12 protein-coding genes are annotated in these 13,319 nt (G+C 69.3%); 5 read left to right on the top strand and 7 right to left on the bottom strand.

Annotated elements, in window-relative coordinates; all coding sequences use genetic code 11:
- Entirely contained in the window at positions 1–1,173 is a 1,173-nt protein-coding gene (locus tag OG876_RS08015; protein ID WP_328524147.1) for a neutral zinc metallopeptidase, read from the bottom strand.
- 72 nt (positions 1,174–1,245) lie between these two features.
- Between OG876_RS08015 and cysS the strand changes: the two genes are divergently transcribed.
- A complete protein-coding gene (cysS, locus tag OG876_RS08010) occupies positions 1,246–2,682 on the top strand; it encodes a cysteine--tRNA ligase (RefSeq protein WP_328524146.1) in 1,437 nt (478 codons plus the stop codon).
- A gap of 1 nt (position 2,683) precedes the next feature.
- Positions 2,684–3,643, top strand: coding sequence for a 23S rRNA (guanosine(2251)-2'-O)-methyltransferase RlmB (rlmB, locus tag OG876_RS08005; RefSeq protein WP_328524145.1), 960 nt, complete (start codon positions 2,684–2,686; stop codon positions 3,641–3,643).
- A gap of 71 nt (positions 3,644–3,714) precedes the next feature.
- Here rlmB and OG876_RS08000 read toward each other — a convergent pair whose 3' ends face one another.
- From OG876_RS08000 to OG876_RS07985, 4 genes are all read right to left on the bottom strand, one after another.
- Complete coding sequence (locus tag OG876_RS08000) at positions 3,715–4,599, bottom strand: S1 family peptidase (RefSeq protein WP_328524144.1); 885 nt, start codon at positions 4,597–4,599, stop codon at positions 3,715–3,717.
- A gap of 127 nt (positions 4,600–4,726) precedes the next feature.
- Positions 4,727–5,611 carry a S1 family peptidase gene (locus tag OG876_RS07995; protein WP_328524143.1) on the bottom strand — a complete coding sequence of 295 codons (885 nt, stop codon included), beginning with the start codon at positions 5,609–5,611 and terminating at the stop codon, positions 4,727–4,729.
- 49 nt (positions 5,612–5,660) lie between these two features.
- Positions 5,661–7,331, bottom strand: a complete 1,671-nt coding sequence (locus OG876_RS07990) for a DUF7800 domain-containing protein (protein ID WP_328524142.1) — start codon at positions 7,329–7,331, stop codon at positions 5,661–5,663.
- A 17-nt stretch (positions 7,332–7,348) separates the two neighbouring features.
- The gene (locus OG876_RS07985) at positions 7,349–7,933 is read right to left on the bottom strand and encodes a TetR/AcrR family transcriptional regulator (protein WP_328524141.1); all 585 of its coding nucleotides are present in this window, start codon (positions 7,931–7,933) and stop codon (positions 7,349–7,351) included.
- Between the two features lie 85 nt (positions 7,934–8,018).
- Here OG876_RS07985 and OG876_RS07980 point away from each other — a divergent pair, with 85 nt between their 5' ends.
- Both OG876_RS07980 and OG876_RS07975 read left to right on the top strand, forming a co-directional pair.
- Complete coding sequence (locus tag OG876_RS07980; RefSeq protein ID WP_328524140.1) at positions 8,019–9,167, top strand: acyl-CoA dehydrogenase family protein; 1,149 nt, start codon at positions 8,019–8,021, stop codon at positions 9,165–9,167.
- Entirely contained in the window at positions 9,167–9,934 is a 768-nt protein-coding gene (locus tag OG876_RS07975) for an SDR family NAD(P)-dependent oxidoreductase (protein ID WP_328524139.1), read from the top strand. Before OG876_RS07980 ends, OG876_RS07975 begins: the two co-directional genes overlap by 1 nt.
- Before the next feature lie 60 nt (positions 9,935–9,994).
- Here the strand turns inward: OG876_RS07975 and dgoD are convergent, their stop codons facing one another.
- Together dgoD and OG876_RS07965 are read right to left on the bottom strand one after the other, a co-directional pair.
- Complete coding sequence (gene dgoD / locus OG876_RS07970; protein ID WP_328524138.1) at positions 9,995–11,140, bottom strand: galactonate dehydratase; 1,146 nt, start codon at positions 11,138–11,140, stop codon at positions 9,995–9,997.
- On the bottom strand, positions 11,137–12,384 hold the full coding sequence (locus OG876_RS07965) for an ROK family transcriptional regulator (protein WP_328524137.1): 1,248 nt from the start codon (positions 12,382–12,384) through the stop codon (positions 11,137–11,139). Before OG876_RS07965 ends, dgoD begins: the two co-directional genes overlap by 4 nt.
- A 144-nt stretch (positions 12,385–12,528) precedes the next feature.
- Here OG876_RS07965 and OG876_RS07960 point away from each other — a divergent pair, with 144 nt between their 5' ends.
- Positions 12,529–13,311 carry an NAD-dependent epimerase/dehydratase family protein gene (locus OG876_RS07960; RefSeq protein ID WP_328524136.1) on the top strand — a complete coding sequence of 261 codons (783 nt, stop codon included), beginning with the start codon at positions 12,529–12,531 and terminating at the stop codon, positions 13,309–13,311.
- Positions 13,312–13,319: the final 8 nt, after the last annotated feature.

Below are 13,319 nucleotides of genomic sequence, written 5' to 3'. Positions count from 1 at the left end.
TTACCGCACGTACTTCGGCGAGGCGGTGTAGGTGTTGCAGGCGGACGGGCTGCGGGTGACGAAACCGGCGTTCGCCCAGCGCGGGATGATCTCCCGGCTGCCGTGGTCCGGCTGGGTCATGTACTCGTCGCCCTGGTGGGAGTGCAGGTAGTCCAGTTGCGACTTCAGCAGCCCGGTCATCCCGTAGCTGCTCTTGTTCGCGCCCATGAACACGTTGCCGAAACAGGTCGCCTGGATCTCCAGCCGGCGGCTCATCTCCAGCGACTTGTCACCGCTGAACTCGTACTGCAGGTTGTCCGTGGCCGCCAGGATCCCGGTCATGTTCTGCACGTGGTGACCGAACTCGTGCGCGACCGTGTCGGTCATCTCCGCCCGCAACCAGGCCATCGCCTGGGTCTTGTTGGGGTAGGTCAGATACAGCTGGTACCACTTCAGGTCGCTGTTGACGTCCATGTAGATGGTCCGGTTCGACGAGCAGTAGAAGGAGCTCGGCGAGCTCCCGCCACACGGGGACTGGGCCGTCCCGGCGAAGCCGACCAGGTGCGGCGGCACGAACCGCCCGCCGGCCAGCGCGACCTGCTTCGGCCAAGCTTTGACCAGACAGGCCAGCACAGCGTTGTAGTACTTGCGCGCGTTGGTGGCGCCGTTCGCGCGGGCGCCGGACTCTCGGCAGTTCACCGTCCTCTGCACGCCGGTCTTGTAGATCCGGTTCTTCGCGACGATGTCGGTGTCCGAGGGCGGGGGCGGCGTGGTCTTCGTCGGCTGCGGCTGAGTCGTCCGGGTGGTGGCCGGCGCCGTCGGGGCCTTGGTCGTCGCGATGTACGTCGGTTCCTCGGTCGGACCGTCGGTCGCCGTGGAGGTCGGCTGTGGCTGGGCGTAGTCGCTGTCGTTGTGCTTCAGCACCGAGCTGATCACCGCGAACCCGACGACCGCCAGCCCGACGATGGCGATCGGCAGGATGATCCAGCCCGCCTTGCTCTTCTTCTTGGGCGGCGGGAATCCGTTCGAGCCCCAGCCGAATCCCGGACCGTGCGGTGGCGGCGGGCCCCAGTGCTGCGGACCGCCCGGCGGCGGGCCGTACTGCGGACCACCCGGTGGGGGGCCGTACGGCGGGGGCGGTGGCGGCCCCTGGTACTGCCCGGGTGGCGGTCCGTACGGGCCCTGGTTCGACAAGAGTCCTCCTGGATGAGCGCGCTTGGGGACATCTTGTCAAGGAGGAGTGCCACTTCCCGTTACCCTTGACCGGTGACACTTCGCTTGTACGACACCGCAACGGCAGCAGTGAGGGATTTCGTGCCGGTCCATCCGGGCCAGATCGGGATCTACCACTGTGGGCTGACGGTGCAGGGTGCCCCGCATGTCGGGCACATCTACAAGGAGGTCGTCTTCGACGTCCTGCGGCGCTGGCTGGAGCGCTCGGGCTACCAGGTCACCGTGATCGCGAACGTGACCGACATCGACGACAAGATCCTGGCCAAGTCGGCCGAGCGGCACGTCCCGTGGTGGGCGCACGCCTACGAGTTCGAGCGCGAGCTGCACTGGGCGTACGACGTGCTCGGCTGCCGCCCGCCGACGTACGAGCCGCGCGCGACCGGTCACGTCCCGGAGATGCTGGAGATGATCGCCGAGCTGATCGAGCGCGGGCACGCGTACGTCGCTCCGGACGGCTCCGGCGACGTCTACTTCGACGTCAGGTCCTGGCCGTCGTACGGCGCTCTGTCCCACCAGAAGATCGAGGACATGGAGCCCGCCGAGGACGCGGACCCGCGTGGCAAGCGGGATCCGCGCGACTTCGCGCTCTGGAAGGGCTACACCGAGGGCACACCGCGGACGGCCTCCTGGCCGACGCCGTGGGGCCGCGGCCGCCCGGGCTGGCATCTGGAGTGCTCCGCGATGGCGGGCAAGTATCTGGGTGACGAGTTCGACATTCACGGCGGCGGGCTGGACCTGCGCTTCCCGCACCACGAGAACGAGCTGGCCCAGTCGACCGCGGTCGGGCAGAAGTTCGCCCGGTTCTGGATGCACAGCGCGTTGGTCACCACGGCCGGCGAGAAGATGTCCAAGTCGATGGGCAACGGCGCGATCGTGCGCAACGTGGTCCAGCGGGTGCGGCCGATCGAGCTGCGGTACTACCTGGTGCAGTCGCACTACCGGTCCGTGGTGGAGTTCTCGTTCGCCGCGCTGGACGAGGCGGCGACGAGCTTCCAGCGGATCGAGGGCTTCGTCACCCGGGCCGACGAGGTGACGGGTGGGGTCGAGCCGGCGGTGGAGCTGCCGACGGACTTCGTCGCCGCGATGGACGACGACCTCGGCACGCCCGCGGCGGTCGCCGTACTGCACAACACCGTCCGCGACGGGAACAAGCTGGTCGCCGACGGTGATTCGCCCGCGCTGCGGGAAGCGCTGGCCGCCGTGCGCGCCATGCTCGGCGTGCTCGGGCTGGACCCGCTGGCGGAGCCGTGGGCCTCGCGGGCCGCGGTCGGCGACGAGCTCACCGAGGTGGTGGACGGGCTGGTGAAGGCGCTGCTGGAGCAGCGGCAGGCCGCCCGTGAACGCAAGGACTACACCGCGTCGGACGCGATCCGCGACCGGCTGAAGGCACTCGGCGTCGTCGTCGAGGACACGCCGCAGGGACCACGCTGGTCGCTCGCGGCACCGATTACAACCGACGAAGGAAACTGACGTGCCAGGCAGTAGCCAGCGCAAGGGCGCCATCCGGAAGAAGCCGAAGGGGAACCCGACGGCCGGATCCGGTGGCCGGGTCCGCCGCGGTCTCGAGGGCAGGGGCCCGACTCCGAAGGCGGTGGACCGGGTCAAGCACCCCGCGCACAAGCGGGCGAAGGCCCAGGAGCGCGCCAAGGAGCGTGACCGCAACCGCCCGGCCCGCAAGTCCATGGACACCGGTGTCGAGTGGGTCTACGGCCGCAACCCGGTGGTCGAGGCGCTGCGGGCCGGCGTCCCGGCCGCCGCGCTGCATGTTGCCGAAGGCACCGAACGGGACGCCCGGCTGCGGGAGGCGTTGCTGATCGCGGTCGAGCACGGCATCTCGGTGCTCGAGGTGCCCCGGACCGAGCTCGACCGGGTCACCGCCGGCGGGGCCCATCAGGGCGTCGCGATCCAGATCCCGCCGTACGAGTACGCGCATCCCGACGACCTGCTCACCCGGGCGTACGACGCCGGCGAGGTGCCGCTCATCGTCGCGCTCGACGGCGTGACCGACCCGCGCAACCTGGGCGCGATCACCCGGTCCGCGGCCGCCTTCGGTGCCCACGGCGTACTCGTGCCGGAGCGTCGTGCGGCGTCCATGTCCGCGTCCGCGTGGAAGACGTCGGCCGGCGCGGCGGCCCGGATCCCGGTCGCCCGAGCCACCAACCTCAACCGTGCCCTCAAGTCCTACAAGGAAGCCGGCCTCCTGGTCATCGGCCTGGACATGGACGGCGCCATCGAGCTCCCCGCGCTGGACGCCGCCACCGAACCCCTGGTCCTGGTGGTCGGCTCCGAAGGCAAGGGCCTGGCCCGCCTGGTCCGGGAGAACTGCGACCTCATCGTCTCCATCCCCATGACCACCGCGACGGAGTCCCTCAACGCGGGCATCGCCACCGGCGTGACCCTCTACGAAATCTCCCGCCGCCGCGCGAGCTGAAGTGGACGTTAGTGGCGCCCTGGATCCTGGTAGATCCAGGGCGCCGTTCGTGTGCTTGAAGACCTCAGGTGTCAGTAGACGCTGACGCCGTAGCGCGAGAGGGCTTCGGTGACGGGCTGGAAGTACGTCGTACCGCCGGAGGAGCAGTTGCCGGATCCACCGGAGGTGAGGCCGAGGGCCACGGAGCCCGCGAACAGGGCGCCGCCGGAGTCGCCACCCTCGGCGCAGACGTTGGTGCGGATCAGACCGGTGACGGTGCCCTCGGCGTAGTTCACCGTGGCGTTCGTCGCCGTGACCGAACCGCTGTGCACACCGGTGGTGCTACCGCTGCGCTTGACCGCCTGACCGACAGACGCGTTGCCGGCGGACGTGATGTCCTGCGAGGAGCCGTTGTACAGATCCACCGTGCCGGGGTGGTTCGTGTACGACGTGCTGTACTTCACGATCGCGTAGTCGTTCCCCGGGAAGCTCGACCCGAAGGTCGTCCCGAGCAGCGTGGTCTTGCTCGAGTTCGCGTACCAGCTGGACGCGATGTTGCCGCAGTGTCCCGCGGTCAGGAAGTAGTACGTGCTGCCACTACGGACGTTGAAGCCGAGCGAGCAGCGGTACTGCCCGCCGTAGATGGCGTCACCGCCGGCGATGTACTTCGTCAGTTTGCCGGGGATCTTCTCCAGCGTGACCCGGTTGCCGAACTGCTTGGTGACACCGGTCAGCGCCGACATCTTGGCACCGGTGACCGTGTCGTCGTACGAGACGATGATCCGGCCGTCCGGGTTCGTCTGCCAGGCGGTGCCCGGGATCGACGCGTCCTTGCTCAAGGTCGCGGTGATCGCGGATGCGGACAGCGTCGACGGGTTGATCGTCGCGGCCGAGGCCTGGGTGGCCAGCAGTCCGGCGGCAGCGAGCCCGGCGGCGGCCAGGATCGCGGTGGTACGGCGGATAGGCGAAAATGTCACGGTTTCAGCCTCCTCACGATGAGGACGCGCTCGGGGCGGGTGCGTCCTTGACTTAAACCGTGACCACTCCTACCCCGGTCTCTCCCTGAGTATTCAGGTGAATTCGGAGCGTAGGGGAAACCTGCGCTCAGTAGATGGAGACGCCGTACACGTTGAGGGCCTCGACTACCGGCTGGAAGTAGGTGACACCGCCCGAGGTGCAGTCGCCGGAGCCGCCCGAGGTCAGGCCGAACGCCCACTGCCGGTAGAACAGCGGACCGCCCGAGTCGCCCGGCTCCGCGCACACGCTGGTGCGGATCAGGCCGGCCACCCGGCCGTCGCCGTAGTTGACCGTCGCGTTCAGCCCGGTGACGCGGCCGCTGTGCAGGCCACTGGTGGAGCCGCTGCGGTACACGTACTGCCCGATGCCCGGATTCATCGCCGTCGTGATGTCCTGCGAGTGCCCGTTGTAGAGGTACACGCTGCCGCCCGGCGGCTTCATCTTGATGTCGGTGCGGTAGACGATCAGCGAGTAGTCGTTCCACGGGTAGCTGGAGTGGTGCACCGCGCCGGTGAAGACCTGGTGGTTGGCGTCCTGGTACCAGCGGGCGGCCTCGTTGCCGCAGTGACCGGCGGTGAGGAAGTAGTACTTCCCACGCCGCTGCACGTTGAAGCCGACCGAGCACCTGACGTCGCCGCCGTACGTCGCCATGCCGCCGCTGATGTACTTCGTCAGCTTGCCGGGCAGCTTCTCCATCGTGATGCCCTGACCGAGCCGCTTGGTCACGTTGGTGAGCGCGGTCAGCTTGGTGCCGGTGACGGTGGTGTCGTAGGAGACCACGACGGTGCCGTCCGGCTTGGTCATCCAGGCGGTGCCCGGGGTGTTCACCTCCTCGTTCAGGGCCGAGGTGATCGCCTTGGCAGACAGCCGGGGCGGCTTCACCGGATCGGCCTTGGCCGGCATGGTCGCGACAAGGGTCAGCGCAGTGGCGGCGAGCACCGCCGCCGTGCGTCGAAGGGTGGACGATTTCATGGCCATCAGCCTTCCGGGGCGTGCGGCTCTGATGAGCGGAGCGGCATCTTCAGGACGTCAATCGAGTGCTTGAGGAGTCTAGGCGTCCATAGGTCAACGTCCGCTCGAGCATTTGCCGGTCACCACGCAACTCCGCGTGGTCGACGTCGACCGTCCAGTCCTCGCCGGAAAGCGTCACCGTCATCGCGCCGTTGCCGAACCACGGCCCGTGCGCGAGCCGCCACTCGGCCGCCACATCCCGGACCCCGGCCATCCGGGCGAGCTTGTGCAGCAGGGCTGTCATCAAGCGGGTGCCGAGCAAGTGGTTCGCCCATCGGATGTACCGCGGCACCGGATTCCGGAACGGCGACATGGTCAACTGCCGGATCGCCGTACCAGGATGCGGTACGTCGGTCAGCCAAGCCTCGGCGAGATAGCTGCAGTGCACGTCGCCGGACAGCATCAGGATCGACACCGGCGGATCCTCGCCACTGACCAGCTCGGCCAGCAAGGACGTCACGTCGTCGAGCGACTTCCGGAACGACGCCCAGTGCTCCAGATCCATCCCTTGCCGGACCTTCTCGCCGATCCGGGCGCTGCGCGGTCCCCATGCGCCGGACGAGATCGCCTCGTCCCATCCCTCCAGGTGATGCAGCCCGGGCGCGAGCAGGAACGGCAAGGTCGATGCGAGCAGCAGATGGTGGATCGGACGCGTGGCCTCGACGGTGTGCCGTCGTACCCACTCCCACTCGTGGGCATCCACCATCGCCCGCTCGTCCGGCTCGAGATGCCGTGAGCAGCGCGAGTCGACCGCGACCAGCCGGACGCCGCGGGAGGCGTCACCGAAGTCGCGGTAGAAACTCCACCGGCACGACGCCGGGTCCTCGTCCGCGGTCCAGGCGAAGCGGTCCAGGTACGCCGCGCGCTCGTCGTCGTCCTCGATCGACAGCATCGCGTGGTACGTCGAATCCCGGTCGAGTTGCTCGGGCGACAAGTTGCCGAGGTGCTGATAGACCCAGTACGACGCGTACGCGCCGACCACGCGGTCCCGCCACCACGGCTGCGCGGTCGCCCAGCGCCGCCAGGTCATCGAGGTGTTCCAGTCGTCGCGCAGGTCGTGGTCGTCGAGCAGCATGCACAAGGGGACGGTCGAGAACAGCCATCGCACGGCCGGCGTCGTCCAGGAGTCGTCGTACAGCCACGTGTACTCCTCGAAGTTGCCGATCTCGTCGGCCACCTCGGATCCCTGCCGGCCGCCGTGCTTGTCGTGCAGCCGCTGCAGTACGGCGTCGGACGGGTCGTCGGCGTACACCTGGTCACCGAGCAGCAGCACAGCGTCGGGCAACTCGCCGTCTCCGGCCGCCATCCGCTCGGCCAGCGCGACCAGGGCGTCCGGACCGAACTCCTTGAAACCCTGCGGGTCGAACGGCGCCGACCGCCGGCACGACCCGAACGTCAGCCGGAAGGTCCCGTCCGCCCGAGGCGTCCGGATCACGCTGGGACCGTAGGAGTTGTCAGCCGGCGGCCAGGCCGTCGACCCGTCCAGCGTCACCTCGTAGGGCGTGATGCTGTCGGGCGCGAGTCCTTCGATCCGGACCAGGGCGTAGTGATGGCCGTGCACCGACCAGGTCCGCGCCCGATGGCCGAGGACCTCGACCTCGGCCGGTCCATCGGTCTCCACCCAGACGGTCGCCCGGGTCTCGTCGACGTACCGCAGCAGCGGTCCCAGCCTGAGTTCCATCCGGAAAAGCTACAAGGTCAGTCCAGCCGCAGCGAGTGCAGGACGAAGGAGGCGAGCTCGCGGTAGGCCTCGGCGTCGTTCAGGCCGGTACGGCGGGCGATGTCACCGCGCTGGATCGCCTGCATGGTGTGCGCGATCATCTCGGCGGCGAACGCGATGTCGACCTGCCGGAACATCTTGTTGTTGATCCCGTCCTCGATCAGCGACCGCACCCGCTCGGCCGCGATCCGGGTGTTCCGCTCGTACACCGACCGGGCCGGCGCGAACGTGGCCACATCGTCCAGGAAGGTCCGGCTGGCCGGCCGGAGCGCGTCCGCGACCGCGTTCAGGTACGCCGCGATCCGCCGGTCGTGCCGGGTCTGCCGGGCCACCGCCGATTCCACCTGCGCGGTGGCATTCTTGAAGTAGTGCTTCACCACCTCGACGGCGAGCTGTTCCTTGCTCGGCGCGAGCGCGTAGAGGGTCGTCTTGCTGCAGCGCAGCTCGGCGGCCAGGTCGTCCAGGGTGAACCGGCTGAAGCCTTGTTCGAGGAACAGGACCAGGAGCCGGTCGAGCAACTCGGACTGCCGGCGGGTACGGCGCCCCGGAACGACTGTTGTCATATCGAGACAGCATAGAACGATACGGAACTAGGTGCTCCAGTATCATTGCGAGTATCATTTCGTCAGCCGTTGAGAGGGGTGCCTGATGGCTGTCGACCGTCTTCTGCCGACCGATGAGTCCGTTGACCTGCTCGCCCTGGTCCGTGACCTGTGCGAGCACGAGCTCGCGCCGCACGCGGCCCGGGCCGAGGAGAGCGAGACCTTCCCGCGGGATGCGTTCCGCACGCTCGGCAAGGCCGGCCTGCTCGGCCTGCCCTACCCGGAGCAGTACGGCGGCGCCGAGCAGCCGTACGAGGTGTACCTGCAGATGCTGGAGGAGATCGCCGCCGCCTGGATGTCGGTCGGCGTCGGGGTCTCCGTCCACACCATGACCAGCTACGCCATGGCGACGTTCGGCACCGAGGAGCAGCGGGCCCGCCTGCTGCCCGACATGGTCGGCGGCGACCTGCTCGGCGCGTACGCGCTGTCCGAGCCGCAGGCCGGGTCCGACATCAGCGCGATGACCACTCGCGCCGTCCGCGATGACGACCAGTACGTCCTGAACGGGACGAAGGCCTGGATCAGCCACGGCTCGCACGCCGACTTCTACACCACCTTCGCCCGGACATCGGACGACCCGAAGCGCGGGATCTCCGCGTTCCACGTGCCGGCGTCGGCCGCGGGGCTCAGCTTCGGCGCGCCCGAGCGCAAGATGGGCCTGACCGGGTCGACCACCACGCTGGTCAACTACGACGGCGTCCGGATCCCGGCCGCGAACCTGATCGGCGCCGAGGGCGACGGCATGCGGATCGCGCTGTCCGCGCTGGACTCCGGCCGGCTCGGGATCGCCGCGTGCGCGACCGGCCTGGCCCAGGCCGCGCTCGACGTGGCCGCGGCGTACGCGAAGGAGCGGCAGCAGTTCGGGCAGCCGATCGCGGACTTCCAGGGGATCCAGTTCCTGCTCGCCGACATGGCGGCCGCGGTCGAGTCCGCCCGGTCGACGTACCTGCAGGCCGCCCGGCGGCGCGACCTCGGCCGGCCGTTCACACAGCAGGCGGCGATCGCCAAGCTGATCTGCACCGACGCGGCGATGAAGGTCACCACGGACGCGGTGCAGGTGCTCGGTGGGTACGGTTACACCCGCGAGTTCCCGGCCGAGCGGTACATGCGTGAGGCCAAGGTGACCCAGATCTTCGAAGGAACCAACCAGATCCAGCGGCTGGTGATCAGCCGCGACCTCCTGAGGAGCGTTTGATGAAATTCAGCCCGGCCGACGTCGCGCTGGTCACCGGTGGTGGTTCCGGGCTCGGAGAGGCGACGGTACGACGGCTCGCCGCCGACGGACTGGGGGTCGTGATCGTCGACCTGCCGTCCTCGGCCGGCAAGGCCGTCGCGGACGAGCTGGGCGATCGGGTCGTGTTCGCCCCGGCCGACGTCACTGACGAGGCCGCCGTGACCGCTGCCCTCGACGCGGCCGCCGCGCTGGGGACGCTGCGGGTGGTCGTCACCTGCGCCGGGATCGCGACGCCGGGCCGGGTCGTCGGCCGCAAGGGTCCGTTGCCGCTGGCAACGTTCCGGCAGGTCGTCGAGGTGAACCTGGTCGGCACCTTCAACGTGCTCCGGCTGGCCGCCGAGCGGATGATCGCCCAGGAACCCGGCGAGGACGGTGATCGCGGCGTCGTGGTGATGACGGCGTCGATCGCGGCGTACGACGGTCAGGTCGGCCAGGCGGCGTACGCGGCCAGCAAGGGCGGCATCGTCGGTCTTACCCTGACCGCCGCCAGAGATCTCGCCGACAAGGGGATCCGCGTCGTCACCATCGCCCCCGGCACCATGGAGACGCCGATGCTGGCCGGCCTCCCGGAGGAAACCCGCACCATCCTCGAGCAGCAGGTCCCGCACCCGTCCCGGCTGGGCCACCCTTCCGAATACGCCGCCCTGGTCGCCCACATCCTCGACAACCAACTCCTCAACGGCGAGGTGATCCGCCTCGACGGCGCCCTCCGCATGCCACCTAGGTGAGCCGCACACCATGCGCTGGAACGGCGTACTCGAGGTGCCACTCACTCACGTCCTGTGCTGTCACCATTCGGCGAAGGAGCCGTCGGCGTGCCGGAGCACCGGTGACCGCCAGCTGTGCCCTTCGGCGGCAGCCGCGCGTACGGCATCCTCGTTGACCTCGATGGCCAGCCCGGGACCGGTCGGCCGCTCGATGTGGCCGTCGACGAACGAGAACACCTGCGGGTCCACCAGGTAGTCGAGCAGTGCGTTGCCACCGCCGTACTCGATGCCGAGGCTCTGCTCCTGGATGAGGAAGTTCGGTATCGCCAGGTCGACCTGCAGACTGGCAGCGAGCGTGATCGGGCCCAACGGGCAGTGCGGCGCGACGGACACATCGTACGCCTCGGCCATGGCGGCGATCCGCCGGACCTCGGAGATGCCGCCCGCGTGCGAGATGTCCGGCTGCGCGACCGCGATGCCGGTGCTGAGCACGTCGCGGAAGTCCCAGCGGGAGAAGAGCCGTTCGCCGGTTGCGATCGGGATGCTGGTCGACTCGGTGATCCGGCGCAGGTCCCGGGCGAACTCGGGCAGCACCGGCTCCTCGATGAACATCGGCAGCAGTGGCTCGAGCAAGGGCAGGATCTGGCGGGTGGCCGCCGTACTGAACCGGCCGTGGAAATCGAGGGCGATGTCGACACCGTCGCCGAGCGCGTCACGCAACGCCTGGACCCGGCTCACCGCGGCCCGGAGCTGAGCGGGCGACGGGATCGGCGGCAGCGCCTCGGAGAGGTTGAGCTTGAGGGCCGTGAATCCCTTGGCCACCTTGGCTTGCGCCTCGTCGACGAGTTGGGCGTTGTCGCGGCCGTGGACCCAGGTATAGATCCGCACCCGCTCACGGACCGGGCCGCCGAGCAGTTCGTGCACCGGAGTCTCGTGGTAGCGGCCCTTGATGTCCCACAGGGCCTGGTCGATGCCGGCCAGAGCGCTCGACAGCACCGGACCGCCACGGTAGAAACCGCCTTTGGCCATGGTCTGCCAGTGGTCCTCGATCCGCAGCGGATCAGTACCGACGAGGTATTCCATCAACGCCGCGACCGCGCCTTGGACTGCCTCCGCGCGACCCTCGACGATCGGCTCGCCCCAGCCGCTGATCCCTTCGTCGGTGTCGATCCGCAGGAACTGCCACCGTGGCGCCACCAGGAACGTCTCGTATCCGACGATCTTCACATTGCCTCGTTTGCTCGCAGGTATGTGCTGGTCAGCAAGGCGGTGACCAGCTGGTCGGTCTGTCGCAGCACCAGGGCGGCGGCGCCGGACGCGCCTGCGCGAGCGCCGAGGTCGAGTTCGGCGGCGACCACCTCGGCGTCGCGGGTGAGGGCCATCGCGGTCCGGCGCAGAGTGGCGCGGATCGGCTCCAGCACCAGGTCACCGGCGCGGGCGAGCTCGCCGCCGACGATGATCCGCTCCGGGTTGAGCAGGTTGCAGATGTTCGCCAGCACCCGCCCGGTCTGCTCCCCGGCCTCGCGCAGCACCCGCACGGTGTCCGGCTGACCCTCCGCGGCGGCCGCCAGCAGGTCGTCGAGACCGGCGTCCGCGCCGAGCACCGGCGCAAGAGCCGCGAGTACGGCGGGCAGCGACGCGTACTGCACCAGGCAGCCACGGTTCCCACACGGGCAGACCGCGCCGGTCGAGTCCGCCGACAGGTGACCGATCTCGCCGCCACCACCGCGCGCGCCGCCGTGATGAAGGTTGCCGTCGACAAGCAATCCGGACCCGATGCCGGTGGACAAGCCGAGATAGAGCACATCGCGCGCACCGCGGCCCGCGCCCCAGGTGAACTCGGCGACCGCCTCCAGGCGGGTGTTGTTGTCCACCAGCACCGGTACGGCGAGATGCCGGCGGAACTCGGCCGCGACGTTCACCCCGGCCCACGCCTGGCCCGGCAACGACGGTCCGATCACGCCGGTCTGCAGGTCGAGCGGCCCGGGGACACCGATCGTGACCCCGACCAGGCTGTCGCGATCGAGTCCGGCGCGGCCGAGCAGGTCGTCGAGCAGCGCGAGACCAGCGGTGAGCCGCTCCTGCCACGGGGTGTCGCGGGCGGCGGTCACGCCTTCGCTGGCGAGCGTCCGGCCGGACAGGTCGGTGAGGTGGCACCAGACGCGTTCGAGGGTGAAGTCCAGGCCGGCGGCTGTGCCGGAGGCCGGGTTGGCCTGCAGGAAACCGCGGGCCCGGCCGTCGACCTCGGAAGCGTCGATGCCGGCCTGCGCGACCTGGTCGCCGACCACTTCGATCACGACGCCGCCGGTGATCAGGTCGGCCACGATCGTGGACACGGTCGTCCGGGACACGCCGCAGATACGCGCCAGTTCGGCCCGGTGCAACGCTCCGTGCTCCATCAGGGCCGACAGCATCCGTTCGGAGTTGGTGCGCCGCAGCGCCCGCAGTGATCCGGTGTCCTTCGCAGCCACTGGACGAGTATCAACCGAGCATCGTCTTGCCGTCAACAAAACTGACATGGTGTGTTCACACTCTTGACACAGACAGGGAAGTGCTCGAACAATTTCGCCCACAGTTCGGGCATCGGTCCCGGGCCCGGCGACCTGGATGACGACATGGACGCTGTGCGGAACGACCACGCACCGCTGGTGGTGATCACCGGCGGGCTGGGGCGCGTCGCCACGGTGCTGCTGCCGTGGCTACGCAAACACTACCGGCTCCGGCTGGTCGATCGGGCCACCTCGACCGCGCCCGTCGACGAGGTGGCCCAGGCCGATATCAGTGATCCCGAGGCGGCGTACCGGGTGTTCGCGGGAGCGGACGCGATCCTGCACCTGGCTGCGAACAGCAGCCCCTGGCAGACCTGGGACAGCGTGTACGCCGCCAACGTCCGGACAGCCCAGGCTGTCCTCGAGGCTGCCGCGGCCCACAACGTACCGAAGCTGGTCCTGGCCAGCTCACTGCACGCACTCGGGGAGTACAACCGCCCGGCGCATTGGCCGGTCGATCCACGGCTCGACCCGCGCCCGTGCTGTCCGTACGGGGTCGGCAAGGTCGTGCTGGAGGCGCTGGGCCGGACGCATGCGGACCGTTCCGGCGCGTCCGTCACCTGTCTGCGGCTCGGCCTGACCGGCTGGCCGCCGACCGAACGGCGCTACCTCGGGCAGTGGCTGTCCGACGACGACGCCGGCCGGCTGGTTCTCGCGGCCTTGCGGGCCGGCGAGCGGTACGGCGTGCACTTCGGCGTCTCCGCGAACACCCGGAACCACTGGGACATCACCTCGGCGCGGCACGAGCTCGGCTATCGCCCCGAGGACGACAGCGAAGCGCTGGCAGACCAGGCCGGACCCTCCTCCGGCCCGGTCTGCCGGCTCTTCGATCCGGAAACTTCAGATTGAGAGGTTGG

This window comes from Kribbella sp. NBC_00359, from assembly GCF_036097425.1.
Classification (GTDB): domain Bacteria; phylum Actinomycetota; class Actinomycetes; order Propionibacteriales; family Kribbellaceae; genus Kribbella.
The sequence above is the reverse complement of the archived record's forward strand: the minus strand, read 5'-3'. Positions and strand labels throughout refer to the sequence as shown.